This window comes from Pseudomonas sp. FP603, assembly GCF_030687415.1.
In the GTDB taxonomy this organism is placed as follows: domain Bacteria; phylum Pseudomonadota; class Gammaproteobacteria; order Pseudomonadales; family Pseudomonadaceae; genus Aquipseudomonas; species Aquipseudomonas wuhanensis.
The window spans coordinates 6,130,097-6,154,703 of the sequence record NZ_CP117431.1 but is presented as its reverse complement, the minus strand read 5'-3'; the positions used below and the strand labels follow the sequence as shown (position 1 = coordinate 6,154,703).

The 24,607-nt window shown below is 60.4% G+C and carries 24 protein-coding genes and 1 pseudogene; 11 read left to right on the top strand and 14 right to left on the bottom strand.

Annotated elements, in window-relative coordinates; translation table 11 throughout:
• Nucleotides 1-35 precede the first annotated feature (35 nt).
• The 3 genes from PSH65_RS28470 (at nucleotide 36) to PSH65_RS28460 (ending at nucleotide 2,547) form a co-directional block, all read left to right on the top strand.
• Complete coding sequence (locus tag PSH65_RS28470) at nucleotides 36-506, top strand: prepilin peptidase (RefSeq protein ID WP_305423763.1); 471 nt, start codon at nucleotides 36-38, stop codon at nucleotides 504-506.
• 125 nt (nucleotides 507-631) lie between these two features.
• Nucleotides 632-1,417, top strand: coding sequence for a response regulator transcription factor (locus tag PSH65_RS28465; protein ID WP_305423762.1), 786 nt, complete (start codon nucleotides 632-634; stop codon nucleotides 1,415-1,417).
• A gap of 752 nt (nucleotides 1,418-2,169) precedes the next feature.
• Entirely contained in the window at nucleotides 2,170-2,547 is a 378-nt protein-coding gene (locus PSH65_RS28460; protein ID WP_305427062.1) for a DUF6124 family protein, read from the top strand.
• Nucleotides 2,548-2,645: 98 nt separating this feature from the next.
• Here PSH65_RS28460 and PSH65_RS28455 read toward each other — a convergent pair whose 3' ends face one another.
• The 5 genes from PSH65_RS28455 to cpaB all read right to left on the bottom strand — a co-directional run bounded on the left by PSH65_RS28455 (nucleotide 2,646) and on the right by cpaB (nucleotide 7,930).
• On the bottom strand, nucleotides 2,646-3,536 hold the full coding sequence (locus PSH65_RS28455) for a type II secretion system F family protein (RefSeq protein ID WP_305423760.1): 891 nt from the start codon (nucleotides 3,534-3,536) through the stop codon (nucleotides 2,646-2,648).
• A complete protein-coding gene (locus PSH65_RS28450) occupies nucleotides 3,533-4,417 on the bottom strand; it encodes a type II secretion system F family protein (RefSeq protein ID WP_305423759.1) in 885 nt (294 codons plus the stop codon). The genes PSH65_RS28455 and PSH65_RS28450 overlap by 4 nt, the downstream gene beginning before the upstream one ends.
• A gap of 11 nt (nucleotides 4,418-4,428) precedes the next feature.
• Nucleotides 4,429-5,709, bottom strand: a complete 1,281-nt coding sequence (locus PSH65_RS28445) for a CpaF family protein (protein ID WP_305423758.1) — start codon at nucleotides 5,707-5,709, stop codon at nucleotides 4,429-4,431.
• Complete coding sequence (locus PSH65_RS28440) at nucleotides 5,706-6,911, bottom strand: pilus assembly protein (RefSeq protein WP_305423757.1); 1,206 nt, start codon at nucleotides 6,909-6,911, stop codon at nucleotides 5,706-5,708. Before PSH65_RS28440 ends, PSH65_RS28445 begins: the two co-directional genes overlap by 4 nt.
• A gap of 89 nt (nucleotides 6,912-7,000) precedes the next feature.
• Nucleotides 7,001-7,930, bottom strand: coding sequence for a Flp pilus assembly protein CpaB (gene cpaB / locus PSH65_RS28435; protein WP_305423756.1), 930 nt, complete (start codon nucleotides 7,928-7,930; stop codon nucleotides 7,001-7,003).
• Between the two features lie 324 nt (nucleotides 7,931-8,254).
• Here cpaB and PSH65_RS28430 point away from each other — a divergent pair, with 324 nt between their 5' ends.
• Both PSH65_RS28430 and PSH65_RS28425 read left to right on the top strand, forming a co-directional pair.
• Complete coding sequence (locus tag PSH65_RS28430; protein ID WP_305423755.1) at nucleotides 8,255-8,452, top strand: Flp family type IVb pilin; 198 nt, start codon at nucleotides 8,255-8,257, stop codon at nucleotides 8,450-8,452.
• Between the two features lie 84 nt (nucleotides 8,453-8,536).
• Nucleotides 8,537-8,947, top strand: coding sequence for a response regulator (locus tag PSH65_RS28425; RefSeq protein WP_305423754.1), 411 nt, complete (start codon nucleotides 8,537-8,539; stop codon nucleotides 8,945-8,947).
• Between the two features lie 85 nt (nucleotides 8,948-9,032).
• Here PSH65_RS28425 and PSH65_RS28420 read toward each other — a convergent pair whose 3' ends face one another.
• Together PSH65_RS28420 and PSH65_RS28415 are read right to left on the bottom strand one after the other, a co-directional pair.
• Complete coding sequence (locus PSH65_RS28420) at nucleotides 9,033-9,887, bottom strand: MaoC/PaaZ C-terminal domain-containing protein (RefSeq protein WP_305423753.1); 855 nt, start codon at nucleotides 9,885-9,887, stop codon at nucleotides 9,033-9,035.
• A 2-nt stretch (nucleotides 9,888-9,889) separates the two neighbouring features.
• Entirely contained in the window at nucleotides 9,890-11,242 is a 1,353-nt protein-coding gene (locus PSH65_RS28415) for a 3-oxoacyl-ACP reductase (RefSeq protein ID WP_305423751.1), read from the bottom strand.
• 185 nt (nucleotides 11,243-11,427) lie between these two features.
• Between PSH65_RS28415 and PSH65_RS28410 the strand changes: the two genes are divergently transcribed.
• A complete protein-coding gene (locus PSH65_RS28410; protein WP_305423749.1) occupies nucleotides 11,428-12,705 on the top strand; it encodes an acetyl-CoA C-acetyltransferase in 1,278 nt (425 codons plus the stop codon).
• On the opposite strand, the gene PSH65_RS28405 is transcribed toward PSH65_RS28410, so the two are convergent.
• Nucleotides 12,675-13,766, bottom strand: coding sequence for a bile acid:sodium symporter family protein (locus PSH65_RS28405; RefSeq protein ID WP_305423748.1), 1,092 nt, complete (start codon nucleotides 13,764-13,766; stop codon nucleotides 12,675-12,677). The two genes, PSH65_RS28410 and PSH65_RS28405, sit on opposite strands and share 31 nt — an antisense overlap.
• Nucleotides 13,767-13,850: 84 nt before the next feature.
• Here PSH65_RS28405 and PSH65_RS28400 point away from each other — a divergent pair, with 84 nt between their 5' ends.
• A complete protein-coding gene (locus PSH65_RS28400; protein WP_305423747.1) occupies nucleotides 13,851-14,642 on the top strand; it encodes a helix-turn-helix transcriptional regulator in 792 nt (263 codons plus the stop codon).
• 99 nt (nucleotides 14,643-14,741) lie between these two features.
• On the opposite strand, the gene PSH65_RS31975 is transcribed toward PSH65_RS28400, so the two are convergent.
• Together PSH65_RS31975 and PSH65_RS31970 are read right to left on the bottom strand one after the other, a co-directional pair.
• The gene (locus PSH65_RS31975) at nucleotides 14,742-15,470 is read right to left on the bottom strand and encodes a methyl-accepting chemotaxis protein (RefSeq protein WP_370694720.1); all 729 of its coding nucleotides are present in this window, start codon (nucleotides 15,468-15,470) and stop codon (nucleotides 14,742-14,744) included.
• Between the two features lie 129 nt (nucleotides 15,471-15,599).
• Nucleotides 15,600-16,688 (bottom strand): annotated as a pseudogene (locus tag PSH65_RS31970) (cache domain-containing protein); the annotation flags it as partial.
• 390 nt (nucleotides 16,689-17,078) lie between these two features.
• Between PSH65_RS31970 and PSH65_RS28390 the strand changes: the two are divergent.
• On the top strand, nucleotides 17,079-17,972 hold the full coding sequence (locus PSH65_RS28390) for a PA4780 family RIO1-like protein kinase (protein WP_007907116.1): 894 nt from the start codon (nucleotides 17,079-17,081) through the stop codon (nucleotides 17,970-17,972).
• Between the two features lie 214 nt (nucleotides 17,973-18,186).
• Entirely contained in the window at nucleotides 18,187-19,401 is a 1,215-nt protein-coding gene (locus PSH65_RS28385; protein ID WP_305423744.1) for an MFS transporter, read from the top strand.
• Here PSH65_RS28385 and cueR read toward each other — a convergent pair.
• The 3 genes from cueR to PSH65_RS28370 form a co-directional block, all read right to left on the bottom strand.
• Nucleotides 19,355-19,768: a Cu(I)-responsive transcriptional regulator gene (gene cueR / locus PSH65_RS28380; protein WP_205887668.1), complete on the bottom strand. Its 414-nt coding sequence runs from the start codon at nucleotides 19,766-19,768 to the stop codon at nucleotides 19,355-19,357. The two genes, PSH65_RS28385 and cueR, sit on opposite strands and share 47 nt — an antisense overlap.
• On the bottom strand, nucleotides 19,765-22,158 hold the full coding sequence (locus PSH65_RS28375) for a heavy metal translocating P-type ATPase (protein ID WP_305423742.1): 2,394 nt from the start codon (nucleotides 22,156-22,158) through the stop codon (nucleotides 19,765-19,767). Before PSH65_RS28375 ends, cueR begins: the two co-directional genes overlap by 4 nt.
• A 115-nt stretch (nucleotides 22,159-22,273) precedes the next feature.
• Complete coding sequence (locus PSH65_RS28370) at nucleotides 22,274-22,657, bottom strand: hypothetical protein (protein WP_305423741.1); 384 nt, start codon at nucleotides 22,655-22,657, stop codon at nucleotides 22,274-22,276.
• A gap of 160 nt (nucleotides 22,658-22,817) precedes the next feature.
• Here PSH65_RS28370 and PSH65_RS28365 point away from each other — a divergent pair, with 160 nt between their 5' ends.
• A complete protein-coding gene (locus PSH65_RS28365; RefSeq protein WP_305423739.1) occupies nucleotides 22,818-23,015 on the top strand; it encodes a heavy-metal-associated domain-containing protein in 198 nt (65 codons plus the stop codon).
• Between the two features lie 106 nt (nucleotides 23,016-23,121).
• Complete coding sequence (locus PSH65_RS28360) at nucleotides 23,122-24,318, top strand: multidrug effflux MFS transporter (protein ID WP_305423738.1); 1,197 nt, start codon at nucleotides 23,122-23,124, stop codon at nucleotides 24,316-24,318.
• A gap of 8 nt (nucleotides 24,319-24,326) precedes the next feature.
• On the opposite strand, the gene PSH65_RS28355 is transcribed toward PSH65_RS28360, so the two are convergent.
• A complete protein-coding gene (locus PSH65_RS28355) occupies nucleotides 24,327-24,497 on the bottom strand; it encodes a hypothetical protein (RefSeq protein ID WP_305423736.1) in 171 nt (56 codons plus the stop codon).
• Nucleotides 24,498-24,607 lie beyond the last annotated feature (110 nt).

Genomic DNA, 24,607 nt, shown 5'->3' with positions numbered 1-24,607 from the left:
AGAATCATTCAGCCAAAACGGACGTTTTTTACCGGATGCAGAACTTTGTCCTACTGATCTGGCTGACGCTTTGCGCAGCACAGGATGTCCGAGAGCGGCACATCGCCAATGGCCTGACCCTTGGTGCGGGTGTACTGGCGCTGACGTATCTATTGTGGACAGGCACCACATGGTTGGGGGCCGAGGCGGTACAGGGCGGCTGGGCTTTGTTGTTGGCACTGGCCTTCACCTTGCCCGGTTATGCATTGAAACGTCTGGGGGCGGGCGACGTGAAACTGATGGCGACGCTGGGCCTTGCGACGGACGGTATGCACCTGCTCGGCGGTTTCATCGGCGCCGGATTGGCCAGTGTGTTCTGGCTGCTGTTGGCGCCAAGACTCTGGCTGTATATGGGGCAGGGGCTTAGAGATCGTCTTCGTTACCTGGGACCTGGAACGTCAAAAAAGCAGCCCTTTGCGCCGTTCGTACTGGTGGGCATGTTGCTCACTCTGGTCTGGATGCATTAGTCGCCGGGCGCCACTCGTTCTATGTACATAGTTGGAAAGTGCGTCTACTTTCAACAACAGTTGTTGTACAGCCTATGGGTCGTGGGTTCAGGAACGGTCAAGCCAGACTTGGCATGGAGTGACACGTGAACAAGCGTATCTCGGCAATAAAAGTCCTTGTGGTCGATGACGAACCATTGATTGTCGAAGAGCTGTGCGAGTTCATCGAGCGCAATGGTTATCGCTGTGTTCCTTGTCAGTCCGGCAAGCAGGCGATCGAGCGTTTCAATGAGTATGAGGATATCGGTCTGGTGCTCTGTGATTTGCAGCTGCCTGACATGGATGGCATTCAGCTCGTCCAGACGTTGCAACAGCTGTCCGGCAAGCACCGGGCGTTCGAGGCGATCATGCTCACCGGTCGCGCAGACAAGCAGGATGTGATCAAGGCATTGCGCGCCGGGTTTGCTGACTACTATCAGAAACCGATAGATCTGGCGGAGTTGCTTGAAGGTTTGCAGCGCCAGGAGGTGGTCTTGCAGGAGCGGCAAAAAAACCTGCAGTTGGGGCATTTGAGTCAGAAGTTGCAGTACCTTTGTGAGTCGATCGACGAGCTGTATCAGGATCTGGACAAGGTTCGTCGGGGACCGTCCTCGATGCCTTTATCTGATTCGGCTGACGGAGTCAGTGAGGTGGCGCGGGTGGAGATGCCGGCGGTTTTCAATCAGCTGTCGCCGCGGCAGTTGGAAGTGGCGCGGTTGGTGGGCAAGGGGCAGACCAATTATCAGATTGCCTGTGAGTTGGGGATTACCGAGAACACGGTGAAGCTTTATGTGTCGCAGGTGTTGCGGTTGACGCATATGCATAACCGCACGCAGGTGGCGTTGGCGTTGTCGCCTGGTAATGCTGGTGTGCGGCGGCTTACTGCGCACTGAGTTTTTTCGGGTGTACGCTGTTTCATTGGTGTACATATCCATTTCTGCGGTAACGGCGGCTTATGGTTTCGCCCTTACGGCGAGTCCCTTTTGGCAAACGCCCCAAAAGGAACCAAAAGGTCTCGCCCCAAGCGTCCGGCCCCTCGCTGAGGCTCGGCGTTCCTTCGCTCCGGTATCCATCTGGGGGCATCGCCCTACGGTCTGCTTCGCTACGACCTACATGCGATGGGTTCGACTGCGTCGAACGGCGCTGCGCGCCAATCCCCAGATGAACACCTCCTCTCAGCCTCCCGAAGGGGCGGGTGGATCAAAATCAAAAGCCAGATCAAAAGCTGCAGGCAAGCTAACGCTCGGCCTGTTGAGTGGTGAGGGGCGGGTGCACGCCTCTCCACTGTGGGAGCTTGCCCGCGATGGCGGCCTTACAGACAGCGATGTTTATTGATCAGTAAAAACATCAGAACCTTCCCACATGTTTTTCAGGTTGCCCGTCGGACGCTGCGTCTCTAGCCTTTGTCCGTCGCTGACAATTCAGCGACCGGGCGTCGCGGCTCGATTCTTGAGGCATAATCGCTCCACCGAACTACAACACTTTTGGGTGTCTGTCGTTTCGTGTCATGGCGACTGTGCGCGGGATACCTTCGGGTATGCCGAGCAAGCCTCAGGGATCGGTCCGCGAACCCGCGTACAGCTGCCACCCCAAATTGCATCGCGGCAATTTGGAAGTGGCTCCATTTCATCCCAGAGGTGTAACCATGTTCAAAGCAACCCCAAATCCCCCAGAAACCGACAACGTTTCCCCTTACGAATCTGCTGATTCAAAAAAATTCCACGACGCCGCTAACCGCGCGCTCGACCACTATCTCAACCCATCCGCCCTCAAATCACCCGTGGCCCGCAAGCCGAGCACGATGTACATGGTTGCGCCGGATATCAAAGACGAAGACCTGTTGGCCCACACCTGTGAATCGTTGGCCCAGGCCAGTGTGATGGCGAGTGATATTGCGGGGTATCTGGAAGGGCCGCACCGGCACACGGTGATGGCGATTCAACAGATCGTCATGCTGGCAGAACTGGCGGTGAACCGGATGCTGGATAACGTGGCCATACCAAAAACTGCGCAACACAGCTGACCCCCCCCTCGCCACAGATTCAATATCCCCCTTAACTGACTGGCATAGGGCAAGCCCCCTGGCCACAGCCTCTCTCCTACGGGATCGCCGTTGGTCTTTCAACGAACAAAGGCCCGGGCCAAAGCGGTGAAGCTGGGGCCGGCCAGTACGATCAGTAGCGCGGGGAAGAGAAACAACATCATCACCACGGACATTTTCGCGGACATCTTGGAGATGTATTCCTGCAAGCGTGTCAGGCGTCGGTCATCGAGCAGCATTTTGAGTCCCAGCAGTGATTTCATGGCGCCGCCGCCCTGGTGGATCAGTTGCTGAAGAATTACGCAGGTGTCAGTGAACTCGTCCACCGCCAGTAACTGGGTGGCCTTGTTCAGTTCTTCGCCAAGCTCCAGACCGGAATCGACCCGCGTCAGTATCAGGCGCAGTTCATGGGTCAGGGCCGGCAGTAATTGTTTGCCTTCGATGCTCAGCACGCGCAACGACTGCTCCACCGCCATGCCGGATTCGAACAGGATGCGCAGCAGTGGAATGAAGGTCGAAATCTCGATCGCCAGTTGTCTTTGCCGACGGTACGCGGCGGCGGCCAGCAAGCGTTTGGGCAGCAAATAACCGAGGGCGGTGGCGAAGGCCGGGGTGATCCAGTGGTTGTTCACCTGCGGGAAGAACACGCTCTGGATCAACAGACTCAGGACCAACGCAAGCACCGGTATGCCGATCTGGCAGGCAGCGAACAGCGAGCGTTGCCGGGCGCTGCGCCAGCCGAGGCGGTTGAGCAGCATTTGGGTTTCGTTGTCCAGTTTGACCGAGCGCTGACCGATGCGGCTGTCGCCCAGCGCTTGCAACCAGTGACTGACGCGGTGGTCGCTCAGCGGTTTGCCGTCCAGTCGTTGAGCCACCTGGCGAGCACGCCGATGCTGGTCCAGCAGCCCACTGAGCAGCAACAGCGTGGCCGCCAGAAACAACAGTGCGCTGATCAGCAGGGCTATTTTCATACGCTACGCAACATGCGCCACAGCGCCAGGCAACCCACGACCTGCAGGCCGAACGCGGTCGCGAGCATCATTTGCCCCGAGCTGCTGTTCCACATGGCGAGCAGGTATTTCGGATTGGACAGCAAGAAGTAAGCGGCGAGCCCCACGGGCATCAGGGCCAGCACCAGCGCCGTGATGCGGGTTTCGCCCGTCATGGCGCGTAATTGGCGCGCAGCCTGGTCTCGTTCGCGGATCATTTTGATCAGGTTCTCAAACAGTTCACTGGCGTTGCCGCCATAGCGGTGATTGACCTTCAGGCCCAATGCGAACAAGCGAAACTCGTCTTTCTCGTACAGTTCGGCGAAGTCCGTGACAGCGTCAGGCAGGCTGACGCCCAAGTGCACGTTGCGTTGAATCCGGCCCATGGCGTTTTTCAGTGGGTCTTCGGCGGCGTCGATGGCGACCAGCACGGCATCGGCCAGGGTGCGCCCGGACTTCAGACTGCGCACCGTGTGATCGAGCAACGGTGGCAGTTGTTCGATCATGCGCTTGAGCCGGCGCTGGTAGCACCAACTGATGTACAGCCGCAAAGCCAGGGGCGGCATCAGCAACATCACCAGCAAACCGATCCAGCTCGCGAGGGCAAAACCCAGCAAGATGCCCAGGGCCCAGAGCAATAGCCACAACCCCAGGCGCTCGGTGGGACGACCGAGGCCGGCACGTAGAAAGGCTCGTTCCAGGCCTGCCCAGGATGATTTCGCCACCGCCAGTTGCGGTTGCCCCTGCATCAAGCGACCGAGGGTTCGATCGATGCCGGTCTGGCGCAGACCGTTGTAGAACAAACGGATCGACAGGCCCAGCAACGTCAGGCAAATCAGGATGAGCAGCGCCGGTTTGAGCATGCCGTGACCCTTCAGGGCGATAAGGGAGAGAGCGCCGACTCACGACGCAGTTTATCGCCGGCGGGGTTGACCGCCTCGCGCAGAAAACCGAAACCGGTGCGTCGGTCGAAGCGGAACAGCGTATTGGTCACATAGATGTCATCACGAATACCGACGACCTCCACCACTTCGCTGACGCAGCGGCGGCCATCGGGCAGGCGCGTCAGTTGGATCACTACGTCCAGCGCCGCGCAGATCATTTGCCGCAGGGTCCGTTCAGCGATGGCGCGTCCGGTCAGGCCCACCAAAGTCTCCAGGCGCAACAGCGCATCCTGGGCATTGTTGGCGTGTACGGTGCTCATGGAACCGTCGTGCCCGGTGTTCATCGCGGTGAGCACGTCGACCACTTCGACGCCGCGAATTTCGCCGAGGATGATTCGGTCCGGGCGCATCCGCAGCGCATTGCGAATCAGATCGCTGGCCTTCACTTCGCCATGGCCTTCGGCATTCGGTGGTCGGGTTTCCAGGCGCACCACGTGAGGATGGCCGAGTTGCAATTCGGCGACGTCTTCGATGGTGACCAGCCGTTCGTGAGGGGCGATCAACTGGCTGAGAATGTTCAGCAGCGTGGTCTTGCCGGTGCCGGTACCGCCGCTGACAAGGATGTTGCAGCGCTTGCCCACGGCCTCTTGAATAAATTCAAAGATCGCCTGATCGATGGTTTGCATGGCCATCAGGTCGGAGCTTTTGAGCATGTCCTTGCGGAATTTTCGAATCGACAGGCACGGGCCATCGAGAGCAATGGGCGGGATGATCGCGTTGACCCGGCTGCCATCGGGCAGGCGCGCATCGACCATCGGCGAAGACTCGTCGAGCCGTCGGCCCAAGGGGGCGATAATTCGTTGCATCACCCGCTCGACGTGGTGGTCGTCGATGAATCGCAGGTCACTCAGGTGCAACACACCCTCGCGCTCGACGAACACCCGGTGCGGGCCGTTGACCAGAATTTCGGTCACCGTCGAGTCACGCAGCAACACCTCCAGTGGGCCGAAACCGGTGAGCTCGTCGACGATTTCCTCAGCCAGCCGCTCCATCTCATAACGGGAGATCGCCAGGTGCAGACGGGCGATGTACTCGGCGACTTTGTCGATGACGAACTGCGACAGCATTGGCCGCGAACCTTCCAGCAGGTTTTTTCCGGACTCTTCGATGGCGTCGATGATGTAGCGGTGCAGCACCAGTTTCAGGCCCTCGTGGTCGGTATTGCCGGTCGACCCGTGGGAGGGCGCGCCGAAGAGTCTTTCCCCGCTCATTGCGCGCCCCTCAATCGGTCAAACCAGCCGGCCTTGGGTTTGTCCAGGTCTTCGGAGCGTTTGGCCAGTCGTTCGCCGAGGGCGCGCAGGCTTTGGGTCAGGTTTTCGCGCGGGGCCAATTCGAACAGGCTCACCCCCTGATTCTTGGCGTTGAGCCGTACTTCCGGGCTGTAGGCAAGGACCGCCATAACCTCCATGCCGAAGCTTTTACTCAACGTGTCGGAGTCTGGCGCGACGTTGCGCAGATAGCGGTCCACCAGCAACCTGGCGTGATCGAGCTTGAGGCCTTTTTCGCGCCAGCGGCCGAGCACCTCAAGGTTGCGTCGGCAGTCGAGCACATTCTGATCGGTGTACCACAGCAACTTGTCGCAATGGCTGACGAAGGTGCGCAACGCTTCGCTGTCCGACTGGCCGGTGAGGTTCACCACGATGTGCTGGAAATGTTGACGCAAGGCGCTGAGCAACATGTACAGCTCGGCGGCACTGGTCTGTTCCAGCGGTTCGTCGTTGCTGGCGTAGGCGAGGATTCGCAGCCCGGCGTCACAGGTGGTGAAGGCGCTGTCGATCAGCGTCGCGTCGAGGCGCCTCAGATGGCGCAACGCATCGCCGAAATGAAACGAGCTCTCCAGCCCCAGCAACGCAAGGCTGTCGCCACGCGGCAGGCCCAGATCCAGCAACAGTGTCTGCTGGCCGCTCTTTTGCACCACGTGCGCCAGGTGGTTGGCGAGCAACGCGCCGTCGGCATTGCTCTGCGCGCCGTAAAGCACGGTCAGGCCTCCCTGTTGACTCTGTTGCAGGTTCGGCGCCACGGTCGGCAGGCGTTTACTCAGGCGGCGCACCAGGCCGGCAACTTCACTGGAGCGTGAGCCATAAGAGACGAAATCCCGCGCGCCGGCACGCATGGCATTGAGCACGAGTTGGTTGTCCATGCCATCGCCCAAAGCGACGATCGCGAGCATCGGTTTGGCCTCCAGGGCACCCTCGATCAACGCGCTCTGGGCCACCACATGTTCACGGTCCAGGCCCACGAACACCAGGCTGGCGAAGGTCACGTCCACCAGCGTCAAGAGCTCATCGAGGTTGCCGCCACCGGCGCTGATCACTCGGCCCAAAGGGGCAAGCGCACCTTGCAGCCACTCGAAGTCGGTGCTGTTACGCGTGATCGCGAGGAACGTCTGACTCAGGTTCTGGGGCTGGCTCATTGCGATAACCCGCTGCATTTATCGAAGCAGCCGTTGTCGAGCAAGTACTGCGTGAAACGTCTGCGCATGGAGAAGCGTCCTCGCTCGATTCAGGGCGTTTGTTGGGTGACTTCATTGCCGCGGATGACTTCCACGCCCGTCTTGCGCGGTGCCGCGCCGCCGCTTACGGGTTTGGGGGTGCCGGCCAGGGCCAGTTGACTGAACTGCACCAGTTCGCGATTGGCACTGGCCAGGCTCGCCTTTGAATCACGGTTGCCGGCCCAGTATTGGTTCAGGCGTTTTTCCTCGGCGCTGCGCACGGCCAGGCGCAAAACACCGACCTGCGCCGCGAGCATCAGGCGACTCAAGAGAGGTTCGGGGACGGCGAGCAAAACGGTGCGGGCGCTGGCGCGCTGCTGTTCCTGCTTGAGTCTTTCTTCGTTGCTGCGCGCCGGGTTGGCAGGCTGGCCATCGTTCATCAGCCCCAACTGGTCGCCGACACCCAGCACCCGCAATGCCGGGACCACGACCTGGGCCGATTGCTGGAGGTTGTTGGTGTCCATGCGCAGAAACAGCAGGACGTCGACATAGTCGCCGGGGCTCAGTTGACCGCCGACATTGATCACATCATCCGCCGCCACGGCGAGGGCGCGCTCATCGGGGCGGATCATTCGTGCCAGCGCCCCGCCGGTTTCGAAACTTTCATCATTGAGCCAACTGCCGGCAGTCAGCGTGCGCCAAGGCATTCGGCCAATGGCTTGATCAAGACGGGACAGGCTGCCGGCCGGAGCGGTACGGAGTTTCTCCACGGTCACATCGGCTGCGGTGATTTGTTCGAACGGTGCTATGTCACGCAGCAGCACAACCACCGGTTGGCGGGTCGGGTCGTCCGCCGGCGCCAGTAGTGGGGTCGATGATGTGCCGGGTTGCGCGACGGATTCGGGTACCGGTTGGCGACTCAGCGCCAGCCCCCAGTAACCGGCAATGATGGCGCCTACCAGAAAAAGCCCGGCCAGGCCCATGGTGACGCGACTGTTCATGACGGCTCTCCCTTTCCTGCTGCGTAACGCCCCCCAAGAGTGCTAACGAGATGACTTCGCAATCAGGCAGCGATGAACATGGAACTATTTCGCTATTTGACCGTAGCGCAGGTAGAGCAAAACGCCATTACAGGGCGGGAAATATCTGACAAAAGTAACGGCTTGAAGCCAAAAGCGCTGTTTTGTGACGTCAATGAACTTGGTACTGCTTAAGTATTAATAGGTTCTTACAGTTGTTGGTGCGGGGTTTGCCGACAATGCTGATGCTGGCATAGGGGAATCATGTTGCAGCTGTGCAACATCCGCTGTCATAGGAGGCATCTCATGTCCTTTACTAAAGTTGTTCAGAAGATCAAATCCGAAATCGTTTCTTACAAAGGTCTGGCCAAAGAGACTGAAGGTGCTTCGGGTATCGAGTACGCGATTATTGCGGGTATGGTGGCCGTTGCGCTGGCAGCATTTGCGACACCCATCGCCACGAGTGTCACCGACATGTTCACCACAATTTCCGCCGCGCTTTGATTTTAAGGCTGGCAACAGGCAGTCATTTGCCAATCCCGCAAAGGGCTTCTAACGTCAAGGCTTAGTCCATTGCAGGTGTTACCCATGAACGCTCCAGCGATTCCTCGCCAACAGCTTCTTCTGGTCGATGATGAGGAGGATGCGTTGCTGGAATTGGCCGAGTTGCTGGAGGGCGAGGGCTTTACTTGTTTTACCGCAACGTCGGTCAAACTCGCTCTTCATCATTTGACTTGTCATCCTGATATTGCGCTGGTGATTACTGATTTGCGGATGCCGGAGGAGAGTGGCATGTCGTTGATCAAGCGGTTGCGTGAGCATACGGCCCGTCAGCATTTGCCGGTGATTGTGACGTCGGGGCATGCGGATATGGAGGATGTGAGTGATATGTTGCGGTTGCAGGTGCTGGACTTGTTTCGCAAGCCGATTTATCACGTGCGGTTGTTGGAGACGTTGAATAATTTGTTTCCGCAGCCTCGGGGTTTGGTCGGTTCCTGATCTGCGGTGTAGGTATTCCATCTGGGGCATCGCCCCACGGTCTGATCGTTCCCACGCAGAGCGTGGGAACGATCAGACCGAACCATCAGGCAACCGGCCGCCACTGCCCCACCATGTGTTCCAGATCCCCCGCGCCCATCAACTGAAAATCCCCGCTGGACCCCGCCGCGCTGGACATCAGCGTCACTTCACTGGGAAGGCGCACCGGTTTTCTGAACTGCACCGCCATCTCGACGTTGGCCGTTGGTAAATGATCGGTCAGGGCTGCCAGCGTACGGGCCTTGTTCCATAGACCATGGGCGATGGCGCTGGGAAAGCCAAAGAGCTTCGCGCTGATCGCACTCAGGTGGATCGGGTTGTAATCCCCGGACACCTTGGCGTATCGGCGGCCAATGTCCGCTGGCGCTTTCCAGTGGGCCACTTCGGTCAGTGACAGCGTTGATGCAAACGCTTCCTCGACAGGCTCGCCTTCCAGTTTGACGCCGCGACAGAGCATCTGGCTTTCAGCCTCCCACAGCGGCCCCAACTGATCATCGAGCGTCGTCACCAAATTGAACGTCGCACCCTTGGCATGGGGTTGCAGGTTCTGCACTTTCACGCTGACCCGCACCCGGTGCACGCCGCCCATGGGGCGCAAGATGCGGATGCGATTGCTCAAGTGAATCAGCCCCAGCAGCGGGAATGGAAACGCTTTGGCCGTGAGCAATTGCATCTGCAAGGCAAACGCCAGGATGTGTGGATACGTCGGTGGTAGCAGCCCGTTGTCGGCGAAGCCACACACCTTGCGATAAGCTTCCAGGCGTTTCGGATCGACATTGACCCAGCAGTGATAACCCAGGTCAGGCAGGGTGGTGCCGGTGATTTTTCGTCGCATTGCCGCCTTCACATACAGCGTTTGCAGGCCCGGTTCGCTATGGAGTGTTTGCCAGTTGGTGGTCATGGTCAGGCTCCCAAAACGCTTTGCCCACAAATGCGCAATGCTTGCCCGGTAAATGCTCCAGTGCCCGGTTGTGCCAGCCAGGCCACGGCTTCGGCGACGTCTTGTGGCAGGCCGCCCTGGCCCAACGAACTCAAGCGTCGCCCAGCTTCGCGCACGCCGAAGGGCAGGTGCGCGGTCATTTGGGTTTCGATGAACCCTGGCGCTACGGCGTTGATGCTGATGCCGCGCTCACTCAGCAGCGGCGCCCAGGCTTGGGCCAGGCCGATCAACCCGGCCTTGCTCGCCGCGTAGTTGGTTTGCCCGCGATTGCCGGCGATGCCGCTGATGGACGCCAGCAGAATCACTCGGCCGTTGTCGCGCAAGGTGCCGCTGTCGAGCAAAGCCTTGGTGAGCACTTGCGGCGCGTTGAGGTTGACCGCCAACACCGCGTCCCAGAATTCCGGGGTCATGTTGGCCAGGGTTTTGTCGCGGGTGATGCCCGCGTTGTGGACCACGATGTCGATGCCATCGGGCAAGTGCTCGATCAATTGTGCGGCGGCGTCTTCGGCGCAGATATCCAGGGTGATGCCGCGCCCGCCGAGGCGTGCGGCCAAGGCTTCTAGATCGCTCTTGGCCGGTGGCACGTCGAGCAAAATCACCTCGGCGCCGTCGCGGGCCAGGGTTTCAGCGATCGAAGCGCCGATGCCGCGAGCCGCGCCCGTCACAAGTGCCTTGCGTCCCGACAAGGGACGACTCCAGTCCATCACCTGCGCCTCACACGCCTTCAAGCGAATGACTTGCCCGGAAATGAACGCGCTTTTGGGCGAGAGGAAAAACCGCAATGGGCCTTCCAGTTGATCTTCGGCACCTTCGCCGACATAGATCAGCTGCAAAGTACCGCCGCTGCGCAGTTCCTTGGCCAACGAACGGCTGAACCCTTCAAGGGCGCGTTGGGCGCTGGCGGCGAAGGGATCGCTCAAGGTCTCTGGCGCTCGGCCAAGAATCACCAGATGTGCATGGTGATCGAGGTTTTTCATCAGCGGCTGGAAGAACTCGCGCAGCTGTTTCAGCTGATCGACCTGCACCAGGTCACTGGCGTCGTACACCACGGCTTTGAGTTTCTGACCGTGGCCGGGAATCCACGCGGTGGCCAGGGTCGGATCGGTGCCGTAGCTGTAAATCGTGTCGGTCAGGCGGTTGGCGAGGCTGCCCACTTTTTCTGTCAGCGGGCCGCCGCCAATCAACAACGCCCCCTCGATTGGCCGCAGCCGGCCTGCTTGCCAGCGTTCCAGTCGTACCGGCGACGGCAGACCCAGGGCACCGACCACACGATGGCCGATGGACGAATTGGCGAAGTCGATATAGCGGTCAGACATGGATCATGCTCCAGCAACTGGGATTAAAAGTGTGGACCATGAACGGCAATTAGTCGTTCGACCCACGAGATACGGCCTACGCTTGATCATTGCAGGTTAGTTTGAGATTGGGTTTAGCAGGACTTTCAGGAAATGCAGCCCCCCTGTGGGTTTGGTGTTCATAGTTGATTAAAAGGAGCTTTTTCATGACTCAGCTGCGCCGCGTCGCGATTATCGGTGGTAACCGTATTCCCTTTGCCCGGTCCAACGGGCCGTACGCCACTGCCAGTAACCAGGCGATGTTCACCGCAGCACTGGAAGGCCTGATCGAGCGCTATAACCTGCATGGTGTGCGCATGGGTGAAGTGGCGGCGGGTGCGCTGCTCAAGTATTTGCGCGATTACGGCCTGACCCGCGAATGCGTGCTGGGCTCGCGGTTGTCGCCGACGACGCCGGCCTATGACGTCCAGCAAGCCTGCGGCACGGGGCTGGAGGCGACGTTGTTGGTGGCGAACAAAATTGCCCTGGGTCAGATCGAATGTGGCATTGCCGGCGGTGTCGACACAGCCTCGGACGTGCCGATCGGTGTCAACGAAAGCCTGCGCAAGATCCTCTTGCAAGCCAACCGCGCCCGAAGCACCGCCGACAAACTGAAAACCTTCCTGCAACTGCGTCCCCGCCACTTGATGCCCGACTTCCCAAGCATCGGCGAGCCGCGTACCGGCCTGTCGATGGGCCAACACTGTGAAATGATGGCTCAGACCTGGAGCATCCCGCGCGATGAGCAGGATCAGCTGACCCAGGAAAGCCATCAGAAACTGGCCGCGTCCTACGCCGAAGGTTGGCACAACGACTTGATGACGCCGTTCCTCGGCCTCACCCGGGACAACAACCTGCGCCCGGATCTGACCCTGGAAAAACTCGCCTCACTGAAACCGGCCTTCGAGAAAAGCGCCAAGGGCACCCTGACCGCGGGCAACTCCACGCCACTCACCGATGGGGCGTCGGTGGTGCTGCTGGGCAGTGAGGAATGGGCGAGAGAGCGCGGCTTGCCGATCCTCGCCTATTGGCGTGACGGCGAAGCGGCGGCGGTGGATTTCGTCAACGGCGCAGAAGGGCTGCTCATGGCGCCGGCTTATGCCGTGCCGCGTTTGCTGGCGCGTAACGGCCTGACCTTGCAGGATTTCGATTACTACGAAATCCACGAAGCATTCGCCGCTCAGGTGCTCTGCACACTCAAGGCCTGGGAAGATCCGGAGTTCTGCAAAACCCGTCTCGGTCTCGAGGCGCCGCTGGGCTCCATCGACCGCAGCCGGCTCAATGTCAAAGGCAGCTCACTGGCCGCCGGGCATCCGTTTGCCGCCACCGGTGCGCGCATCGTCGCCAACCTGGCGAAACTGCTGGACGCGGCGGGCAAGGGCCGAGGGTTGATCTCGATCTGCGCCGCTGGCGGTCAGGGCGTGACGGCGATTATCGAGCGCTGATTACTGAGGGCCTGATTATTGATGCCCTGATTATTGAGGGTTGAGCACTGCGTCGCGCGTTGCTGCGCGGCCAGTTCCCGGTTGCGGTTGGCGTAACCCTCGGCCATCACCGAGCAGACGATCAACTGCAACGGGTGATAGATCATGATCGGCAGCAGAATCAGGCCAAGGCCGGGGTTGGCACCGAAGATCAGCGCCGCCATCGGTGCGCCGGCCGCCAGGGATTTTTTGCTGGCGCAGAACACCGCGGCAATCTCATCGGCAGGGCTGAACTTCAGCGCGCGAGCGGTGCGGGTGGTCATCCACAGGATGATTGCCAGCAAAATCGTACTGCCCATCAGCGCAGTCAGAATCACGCCGTTGCCCTGTTGCTGCCACATCCCCGACACCATCGAGTTGCAGAACGCCGAGTACACCAGCAGCAGAATCACCAGTTTGTCGGCGATGTTGGTGTAGCGCTTGTGCCGAGCGAAAAACTTGCCCAGGAACGGCCGCAGCAATTGCCCAAGCACCAGCGGCAACAGCAGCATGGCGCACAAGTCGAGCAAGGTTGAGCCCAGATCGATCCCCCCCGCGCCGCTACCGACCACGAAACTCACCAGCAACGGTGTCAGAAAAATCCCCAGCACGCTGGACAGGCTCGCGTTGAGAATCGCTGCCGGTACGTTGCCGCCCGCGCTGCCGGTCAGGGCCACGGACGAGGAAATGGTCGAGGGCAGGGCGCAGAGGTAGAGGAAACCGAGCATCAGCAGTGAGGGGATGTGCGAACCCAGCAGCTTGTCGCTCAGCAGCCAGATCAGCGGAAACACCGCAAAGGTGAAAGTTTGAACCATCACATGCAGCTTCCAGTTTTTCAGCCCATGGCGGATCTGCTCGCTGGAGAGGTTGACCCCATGGAGGAAGAACACCAGAAACACGCCGATGTTGATCACGTACTCCGCGTGCATCCCGCCGCCGGTGGCGCCGAAGGTCGGGAAAAAATACGCCAGCAGCGTGGCGAGCAGCATGCCGCACAAAAACCAGTCGGTGACCACGCGTTTGAGGTGTTTGAAGGCATGCATGACCGGCACCGAATACGTTTGTAAGAATTGATGACTTAGCCTAACGTCGGCTCTACCAGCCGTCTTGCGACATAAGGCCAATCAATGCCGACTAACGGACAACTTTCCCTCGAACGAATCATTCCTACGCTCACGGTGTTGCCGCGACCGTTGTATGCGCGCGCGGAAAGTCTGAATGCCGGTTCGTGGACGCCGCCGCATCGTCACGATTGGGTGCAGTTTTCCTACGCCATTAGCGGCGTTCTCGGTGTGCATACCGCCGAGGGCAGTTTCTTTGCGCCGCCGCAGTGGGGCATCTGGATTCCGGCGGATCTCGAGCATCAGGTCGTGACCTCAATGCGTGCCGAGATGCGCAGCCTGTACGTGCGCCGCGAGGACTGCCAATGGGCGGACGGGCGTTGCCGGGTTCTGGAAGTCACGCCATTGGCCCGGGAGCTGATCAAGCGTTTTTGCCTGCTTCCCGTGGAATATCCACAGGGCGACAGCCAGGAGGCGCGATTGGTGGGCGTGTTGCTGGATCAATTGGCGAGTCTGCCGGAGGTGGGGTTTTCCCTGCCGTTGCCCCGGCATGAACGTTTGTTGGGCTTGTGCAACGAGCTGATCGATAGCCCGGAGCGCAATGCGACCTTGCAGGAATGGGCCGAGCGTTTGGGCACGTCGCAGAAAACCCTGATGCGCTTGTTCCAGCGTGAAACCGGCTTGAGCTTCCGCAGCTGGCGGCAGCGCATGCGGCTGCTGTCGTCATTGAGTTTGCTGGAGGAGGGGAACAGCGTGACCCATGCCGCGCTGTCTTGCGGGTATGACTCGACGTCGGCGTTTATTGTGGCGTTCAAGGGATTGTTCGGGTTTACCCCGGGGGAATTGTTTAGGCAGTAATGACGCCTTCGCGGGCAAGCCCGCTCCCACAAGGACAACACAAACCCTGTGGGAGCGGGCTTGCCCGCGATTGGCCGCGTAGCGGCCACCCGTATCCGGTCAGGTTCTGAACCGCCGAACCAACCCATCCAGCTCATTCGACAACCCCGCCAGGCTCTGAGAATCCAGGCGCGCCGAGTTTGCCAGTTCCGCCACCAACTGCGCGTCGCCATGAATCTGGCTGATGTGGCGATTGATGTCTTCGGCCACTTGATGCTGTTCCTCAGCCGCCGTAGCGATCTGAGTGTTCATGTCGCGAATCACATCCACCGATTCACGAATCTGCCCGAAGCTGCTGCGCGCTTCGCCGATACGGGTCACCGATTGCTGAGACACTTCCAGGCTCGCATGCATCTGCTGCGTCACTTGACTGGTGCGCTTGGCCAGGTTGCCCAGCAGCCCGTCGATTTCTGCCGTGGAGTCGGCAGTCCGTTTGGCCAGGGCGCGAACTTCATCCGCCACTACCGCAAAACCACGACCCTGTTCACCCGCCCGGGCCGCTTCGATGGCCGCGTTCAGCGCCAGCAGGTTGGTTTGTTCGGCGATCGAGCGAATGGTCCCAAGGATCGACTGAATGTCGTTGCTATCGCGCTCAAGCTGTTGCATCGATTGCGCCGATTGTTCGATTTCCTGGCTCAAGCGATCAACACTGCTCACTGCGGCATCGATCTGTTGCTGACCTTCGCGCGCCTGGCGCTGGCCGCTGTCCGCCGACTCGGCGGCCTGGCTGCAGGAACGCGCGACTTCGTTGGCGGTGGCGACCATTTCGTGGAACGCCGTGGACACCATGTCCACCGCTTCACGCTGACGCCCGGCAGCTTCGGCCATGTCGCTGGACACCTGGGTCGAGCTCTGGGAGGTGGCGAGGATCTTGGTCGCCGCGCCGCCGATGCTTTGAATCAGGTTGCGAATCGCCGCCAGAAACTGGTTGAACCAGTTGGCCAGTTGCGCGGTTTCGTCGCTGCCACGGATGTGCAGGTTCTTGGTCAGGTCGCCTTCGCCCTGGGCGATGCCTTCCAGACCGCTGGCCACGCTGCGGATCGGCCGCACGATCAGGCTGGCGAAACTGGCGCCGACGATGGCAAAGAACACCGCCAGTACCGCCGCGATGATCGCGATCAGCCAGGTCAGTTGAGTGGCCGAACTCATCACGTCGGTTTGCTTGATCAGGCCGATAAAGGTCCAGCCCAGTTGTTCCGACGGCCAGACGTTGGCCATGTAGCGCTCGCCATTGAGCTCGACTTCCACCAGCCCTTTGCCGGCCTTGGCCAGTTGCGCGTAACCGTCGCCGAGACTGTTGAGGGCTTTGAAGTTGTGTGCTGGTTGCTTCGGATCGACCAGTACTGTGCCGGTGTTTTCCACCAGCATCAGGTAGCCGGTTTCGCCGAGTTTGATCTGTTTGACGATTTCGGTGAGTTGCTTGAGCGTCACGTCGATGCTGACCACGCCGCCATTGCTGCCCAGTTTGTTATCGATGGTGCGCACGGTGCTGACGTAAGTCGCGTCATCCTGAGCCCAGTAATAGGCTTCGGTGCGAAATGGCTTGCCGGGTTTGGCCTGCGCGGCTTTATACCAAGGGCGCTGGCGCGGGTCGTAATTGCTCAGCTTCGCATCGTCCGGCCAGGACACGTAACCACCCGCTGCGGTGCCAAGGATGGCATAAGCATAGGCCGGGTGGCTGTTGCCCAGGTCCTGGAGGAGGGCGAAGATTTTTTTGTCCGACTCGCCTTGGGGAATGCTCTCGGCGTTGGCGCTCATGTAGGTTTTGAGGCTGTCGTCGGAGTTCTTGATCAGCGGTTGGGTGGCCAGGTAATCGACGTTCTGGCTGATGCCGTCAAAGAACAGCTGCATGGCATTGCTGACCTGACGAATCTCGCGGCCGCTGCCGTCGACAAAATTATCCTTGGCATCGCTGCGCAAGTTCAGCACCACGAGGGTGGCGACCAGCACCACGGGCAAGCAGGCGATGATTGCAAACGCCCAGGTCAACTTCTGTTTGATGTTCATCCGCGCTCCAGTTTTTTCTTGTAGGCCCACGCAGTGCAGATGACTCGCGGATTATTGGCAGCTGTAAACGTTTACGATCGTCGGACAATTTCTGTTCCCTCTAATGCCTTCGGCTGATGAGCGAGGAAATTGAGGTCTGTTGAGAGAAATCCGGCGAAGGGTAGATCGACGTGTCAGATTCTGTCGCAAATACCCTCGCATCCCTTCGTCAACAAGTGGTGCAGGCTCAGCTATGATCCTGAGCGGTCGATGGGTTTTGCCTGATTAATCCGGCACATTGTGTGCATCCGCAATGTTCATAGGTCGGCAACCCCTCCCGCGAATGAGAGGATTGCCGTATAACGAATGACTTTCGCGTGTTTGGTAATAAAGGACCCACAATAAAAGCTGATGAAGACTCCAAAACGCATTGAACCCCTGATCGAGGACGGTCTGGTCGACGAGGTGCTGCGCCCACTCATGAGTGGTAAAGAAGCAGCTGTTTATGTGGTGCGCTGCGGCAACGAGCTGCGTTGTGCCAAGGTCTACAAGGAGGCGAATAAACGCAGTTTTCGTCAGGCGGCCGAGTATCAGGAAGGCCGTAAGGTGCGCAACAGCCGGCAGGCTCGAGCGATGGCCAAGGGATCCAAGTTCGGCAAGAAAGAAACCGAGGATGCCTGGCAGAATGCCGAAGTGGCGGCGTTGTTCCGCTTGGCCGGCGCCGGTGTGCGGGTACCCAAGCCGTACGACTTCCTCGAAGGCGTGCTGCTGATGGAGCTGGTGGCCGACGAGTACGGCGATGCCGCGCCGCGTCTGAATGATGTGGTGCTGGAGCCGGATCAGGCGCGCGAATATCACGCGTTTCTGATTTCGCAGATCGTGCTGATGCTGTGTACCGGTCTGGTGCACGGTGACCTGTCCGAGTTCAACGTACTGCTGACGCCGACCGGCCCGGTCATCATCGACCTGCCGCAAGCGGTGGATGCGGCGGGCAACAACCACGCGTTCAACATGCTGGAGCGGGACGTGGGCAACATGGCGTCTTACTTCGGTCGTTTTGCACCGGAGTTGAAACGCACCAAGTACGCCAAGGAAATGTGGGCGTTGTATGAAGCCGGCACTTTGCACCCGGCCAGTGTGTTGACCGGCGAGTTCGACGAGCCGGAAGAGCTGGCGGACGTCGGCGGGATCATGCGCGAGATCGAGGCGGCCCGCCTCGATGAAGAGCGCAAGCAAGCGATCCGCGCTGCGGACGATGCGCCACCGAGCAAGGCCGAAGAGCCGCCGCCACCGTGGATGCAGTGATCGATTGACCCAAAACCCGGCTTCGGCCGGGTTTTTTGTAGATGTTTTTTTTCGGATCGCGTCGTCTGCATCGCGGGCAAGCCCGCTCCCACACGTTTTGTGTTGCACCCGGATTCTATGATCGACACCTGACCTGTGGGAGCGTGGCTTGCCCGCGATGGCGTCAGACCAGACAATCCACAACGGCGATATTCCCCACACTCAAGGACTGAATGTGAACTCCACCCGCAATGCCCAACTGATCATCGTCGCCCGGCTGATTTCGGATTTCGGCGCTTTCCTCAACATGGTTGCCCTGGCCACCTACGTTTACCTGCTCAGCAACAGCGCCATGAGCGTCGGCATCTTCCTCGCCAGTCGTGTAGCCGGGGGCATCTTTGCCAGCCTGATCGGCACCCGTTTCTATCGCCGCTGGGCCGGGCGCCTGCCGCTGATTGCCTTCGACCTGCTGCGCGCCGGTTTGCTGGGCTTGCTGCTTGTGTTGCCGGTCACCCAACAAACGCTGCTGTTACCGCTGATCGCGTTCGGGCTGGGGTTCGGCAATTCGATGTTCGCCATTGGCCTGAACAGCCAATTACCGCACATGATCGATAAGGCGCAGCTGCTCAAGACCAACGCCTGGATTACCTCGGCGTCGTCTGCGGCGATGGTCGGCGGGAGTCTGGTGGCGGGGTTATTGGTAGCGGGGTTTGGCTTTGAAACGGTGTTTGCCCTGAACGTGGCCACTTACCTGCTGGCGGCGCTGCTGATAGTGCCGCTGCGGTTTTCCAGACCGGCACTCAGTGAGGAACCTCTTCACCAACAAGGCGAATGGCCGGCTCTGCGTCAGGGCTTGCGCACAGCGCCGGTGCTGGCGGCGATGCTTGCCGTCGCGATGGCCGATACGCTGGGCAGTGCCGCGCACAACGTCGGTTTCCCGATCATTTCAAAACTGCTGACACCCGAGTCGGCCAGCACCACGCTCGGCCTGATGCTGGCAGTCTGGGCCAGCGGGAAATTCATTGGAGCGCGAATCGCCAGTCGCCTGAAAGGTGCGGACAACGCGCACTTGGAACGGCGATTTTTCTTCGGCGTGCTGTTGATGTCCTGTGGCTTCATCCTGATGTTCCAACAGCAAACCCTTTATGGCTTGCTGCTGTTTTCATTGCCCGCAGGCTTGGGCGACGGGTTCTCGGAAGTCGGCCTGATGTCACGTCTGCAACGTGAACCGGACAACCTGCGCCTGCCGATTTTCAGCTTTCTGACGCTGCTGCAAATGACCGGGTTCGGCATTGGCATGTTGATCGCCGCGCCGTTCTATTCCTGGTGGACGCCCGGCGCGGTGGTGCTGTTGTTCCACGGCATTCCCCTCACCACGTTGCTGGTGGCGAAGGGGTTGGCGCTCAGGAATGGGCGGGTTCGGCGCAGCACCCCGACGCCAGCTCCTTGAGGATCGGGCAGTCCGGGCGGTGGTCGCCCTGGCAATGTTCTACCAGGTCTTGCAGGGTGTCGCGCAGTTGCCCGAGTTCGCGAATCTTCTGGTTCAGCTCGTCGATGTGCTGACGGGCCAGGGCCTTCACGTCGGCACTGGCTCGCTGGCGATCCTGCCAGAGGGTCAGCAGTTTGCCGACCTCTTCCAGTGAAAAGCCCAGATCCCGAGAGCGCTTGATGAACGCCAGGGTATGCAGATCGTCGTCGCCGTAAACCCGATAGCCACTGTCGGTGCGATGGGCCGCCTTGAGCAGGCCGATGGATTCGTAGTAACGAATCATCTTCGCGCTCAGACCGCTCTGGCGGGCCGCTTGGCCAATGTTCATCGGTTGTCCTCCAGGTCTTTGGGTTTCCAGGTTTTCAACAGTAGCGCATTGCTGACCACGCTGACGCTCGACAGCGCCATGGCCGCGCCGGCCAGCACCGGGTTGAGGAAGCCGAACGCCGCCAGTGGCAGGCCGATCAGGTTATAGACGAAGGCCCAGAACAGGTTTTGGCGAATCTTCGCGTAGGTCTTGCGGCTGATTTCCAGCGCCGCCGGCACCAGCCGTGGATCGCCGCGCATCAGGGTGATCCCGGCCGCGTGCATGGCGACGTCGGTACCGCCGCCCATGGCGATGCCGATGTCTGCCGCGGCGAGGGCCGGCGCGTCGTTGATGCCATCGCCGACCATCGCCACCACGCCGGTTTTTTTCAGCGCGGCGACGGTGGCGGCTTTGTCCGCCGGCAATACTTCGGCGTGGACATCACTGATGCCCAGCGCCTCGGCGACCACTTTGGCGCTGCCGCGGTTATCGCCGGTCAGCAGATGGCTGCTGATGTTCCGTGCGCTCAGCTGTTGCACTGCTTGCAAGGCGCCGGGTTTGAGCGTGTCACCGAAGGCGAACAGGCCGAGCACTCGCGGTTCAGGGCTTTGTTCGATCAGCCAGGACAGGGTCCGGCCCTCGGTTTCCCAAGCGGTGGCGGAATCGGTCAGTGGTCCGGCACTCAGGCCACTTTCTTCCAGCAGGCGCCGATTGCCCAAGGCCAACCGTCGACCGTCGAGACTGCCGGCAATGCCGCGCCCGGTCAGTGATTGACTGTCGCTGACATTCGCCACGGTGAAGCCGCGCTCGGCGCAGGCATCCAGCACAGCCTTGGCCAGCGGGTGTTCACTGCCGCGTTGCAGGGCGCCGGCCATTTGCAGCAAGGCGGCTTCGTCACCTTCGATGGCACTCAAATGCGCGATGCGCGGCGCACCCGAAGTCAGTGTGCCGGTCTTGTCGAACACCACGGCGCTGACTTCATGAGCGCGCTCCAGGGCTTCGGCGTCCTTGATCAGAATCCCGTAGCGCGCCGCCACACCGGTGCCGGCCATGATTGCCGTCGGCGTGGCCAGCCCGAGCGCACAAGGGCAGGCGATCACCAACACTGCGACGGCGTTGATCAGCGCGGTTTCCAGCGGTGCGCCGTACAACCACCAACCGATCAAGGTCGCCAGCGCGATCAGCAGCACCACGGGTACGAACACCTGGCTGACTTTATCCACCAGTTTCTGGATCGGCGCTTTCGCCGCCTGCGCGTCTTCGACCAGGCGGATGATCCGCGCCAGCACGGTTTCCGCGCCAAGCGCCAAGGTCCGAACCAGCAACCGACCTTCGCCATTGATGGCGCCGCCGGTGACCTTGTCGCCTGGTTGTTTCGGTACCGGCAGGCTCTCGCCGCTGATCAGTGCTTCATCGGCATGGCTTTGGCCTTCCACCACTTCGCCATCCACCGGGAAACGTTCGCCGGGTTTGACCATGACCAGATCGTTGAGGCGCAAAGCGCTGATCGCAACCTCCTGTTCGCGGCCGTCGATCACCTGAATGGCTCGCTCCGGACGCAGGGCTTCAAGGGCGCGGATGGCGCTGGTAGTCTGGCGCTTGGCGCGGCTTTCCAGGTATTTGCCCAGCAGCACCAGAGCGATCACCACCGCCGAGGCTTCGAAATACAGGTGCGGCAGACGGCCGGCGGCGGTGGCCCACTCGTAAACGCTCAAGCCGTAGCCGGCACTGGTGCCCAGGGCTACCAGCAAATCCATGTTGCCGGCGCCGGCGCGCACGGCTTTCCACGCAGCGACATAGAAGCGCGCGCCGAAGATGAACTGCACCGGCGTCGCCAGCGCGAACTGTACCCACGCAGGGAGCATCCAGTGCACGCCGAAAGGTTGCAGCACCATCGGCAACACCAGCGGCAAGGCGAGGGCGATGGCCGCCAGCAAGGCCCAGCGTTCGCGGTGCAGGCGTTGTTGTTGATCGTCGGTTTGCGGGTGTTCAACTTCCCAGACGCTGGCGGAGTAACCAGCCTTGGTCACGGCATCGAGCAAAGTTTGCGGGTCGACCTGGCCGAGCAATTCGAGGTGTGCACGCTCGTTGGCCAGGTTGACGCTGACACTCTTCACCCCCGGCACCTTGGCCAGTGCCCGTTCGACGCGGCCGACGCAGGACGCGCAGGTCATGCCGTCGATGGTCAATTCCAGGCTCTGCTGTGGCACGCTGTAACCGGCCTGCTGTACGGCCTCCATCAAGGCCGGCAGGCTGTCACTGGGCGCTTGAACCCGGGCCTGTTCGGTGGCCAGGTTGACGCTGACGGCCGTGGCGCCGAGAACTTTGCTCAAGGCACGCTCGACACGCCCGGCGCAACTGGCGCAGGTCATGCCGGCAATCGGTAGATCGAAAGTGGTGGATTCGGACATCGGTCACGCTCCCTGTAGAAATTGCCTACAGGATCAACCTTGCCATGCTGGCAAGGTCAAGCGCCACTCTGCAAATCGTCTCGCGACTCTGCACTTCGTAGGAGCGAGGGGGTGATCAATACCCGAGAGCCGCAGGCTTGAGGTACATCCCTTCCTGCGTCATCGCAATCCGGAACTTCAACACATCCCCGGCCTTGAGCGTGATGTTCTGCGAACCCGGTGCGAGCATGCCCGGGTTGCAACCCGGGGCCTGGCCCGGCAGCAGTTTGAGGCGCAGGGACACATTGCCTGGCGGCAGGTTGAATGAGGTGCTCTGTTCCTGGAACAGTCGCGCCGATAGCTGATCCTGGATGTACACACCGATCTCGCAGGAAGTCGACACTTCCAGGCGCTCGCGGGAAATGATCAGCACGCCGTAGTCCTCCCCGGCGGCTTGAACCGAAGGTGTCGCGGCAAAGAGGCTGAGTAAGCCAAACAGGCTGAGAGCTGACCAGCGCATGGCTGAATCTCCTGATGTCGAGTCATAGATGGACGCAGCTTGGCCGAGCGCGGCGCCGATTGCCAGCCCGGCAGCTTGCTTGAGAACTTGACCTTGCCATGGTGGCAAGCTCGAGACTGCCACCAACCCTCATTAAAGGGCCCCATTAAGGAGACGTCCCATGCAAGTGTTCAACGTTGAAGGCATGTCCTGCGGTCATTGCGTCAAGGCCATCACTCAGGCGCTGCAAGCCAAGGATCCCGCGGCCAGCGTGCGCATTGATCTGGCGGCAAAAGAAGTCGGCGTTGAAAGCGCGCTGACGGCCGATCAGGTGATCGCTGCGATCAGCGAAGAAGGTTATAGCGTCAAATTGGCCTGATTTTTTAATAGTTAGCGACCTAACGGAATGTTCAAGGCGTCCACGCCCGGCTAGACTGTTGGCCTGCCGATCCATGGCCAACCTGCATGCCTAACCTGGACGCCTGATGAACCTCCGTACAATCCTGATTCTCGGCGCCTTGAGCGCTTTCGGTCCGCTGGCGATCGATTTCTATTTGCCGGCGTTCCCGGCGATGGCGCTCGCTTTCGGCACCGACGAAAAACACGTTCAACTGACCCTGGCGGCCTATTTCCTTGGCCTGTCCATTGGCCAACTGGCGTACGGCCCGGTGGCGGATCGCTTCGGGCGACGGATTCCCTTGCTGACAGGTGTCGGCTTGTTCACCGTCGCTTCATTGGCCTGTGCCTATGCGCCGACGCTGGAGTGGTTGATCGGCGCACGTTTCGTCCAGGCGCTGGGCGGTTGCGCGGGCATGGTGATTTCGCGGGCGGTGGTCAGCGATAAATGCGATGCGGTGGGTTCGGCGAAGGTCTTTTCGCAGTTGATGCTGGTGATGGGCCTGGCGCCGATTCTTGCGCCAATGCTGGGCGGGTTGTTGGTCAACACGACTGGCTGGCAATCGATCTTTCTGGTGCTGACCGGTTTCAGTGCACTGGCAGGATTGGCAGTGGCCCTCGGGCTGCCGGAAAGTCTGCCGGCCCATGTGCCGCGCCAACCGTTGTCGGGCGCGCTGCGTCAGTACGGCCGGTTGTTGGCGGACCCCATCTTCCTCGGCCATGCCCTGACCGGTGGTGTCGCCATCGCCGGGATGTTTGCCTACATCGCCGGTTCACCGTTCGTCTTCATCAAACTCTATGGCGTGCCGGCCGAGCATTTCGGCTGGCTGTTCGGCATTAACGCGGCGGGTTTCATTCTGGTGGCCCAGGTCAATGCCCGGATGCTGGCCAAGCGCGGTCCGGCCTTTTTACTGGCGCGTACTGTCTGGCTCTATCTGGCGGGCGGTCTGGCTCTGTTGGCGGTCAGCGCGTTGCACACCGCGCAGTTGTGGCCGTTGCTGATTCCGCTTTTCCTCTGCATCGCCAGCCTGGGTTGCATTGTGCCCAACGCCTCGGCCTGCGCCATGAACGGGCAGGGCGCGCGGGCGGGCAGTGCCTCGGCGATGCTCGGTTGCCTGCAGTTCAGCGTCGCCGCCGGGGCCGCAGCATTGGTGGGTGTTTTGCACGATGGCAGCGCCATGCCGATGGCCATGGTCATCAGCCTGTGCGGGATTCTGGTGGTGAGCGCGGCGACGCTCACCCGACGTTTGCAAAATGCCCGGGCGTTGACGCAAGCCCAGGTATGAGGACGGACTCAGCCAGCAGCGCGCTGCTGACGGTCGGGAAACTGATGGGGCGCGTGCAAGCGCGCTTCAAGCGTTTTAGTGAAGGCTAGCGCTTCGGCTTCACTGCGAAACATCACAGCGTGTTGATCCAGGCGGACCTGCCAGCGGGATGTTGCCACTTCTTTTATCAGGATCTTCATTGCGGAGCTCCTCTTGTAAAAGACGTCTCGCAAAAGACATCACGTAAATGATTGTTCGCAGAGCTTTCGATTGTAGACCCGAATACGATCGCAATTGTGACAACGGTCAA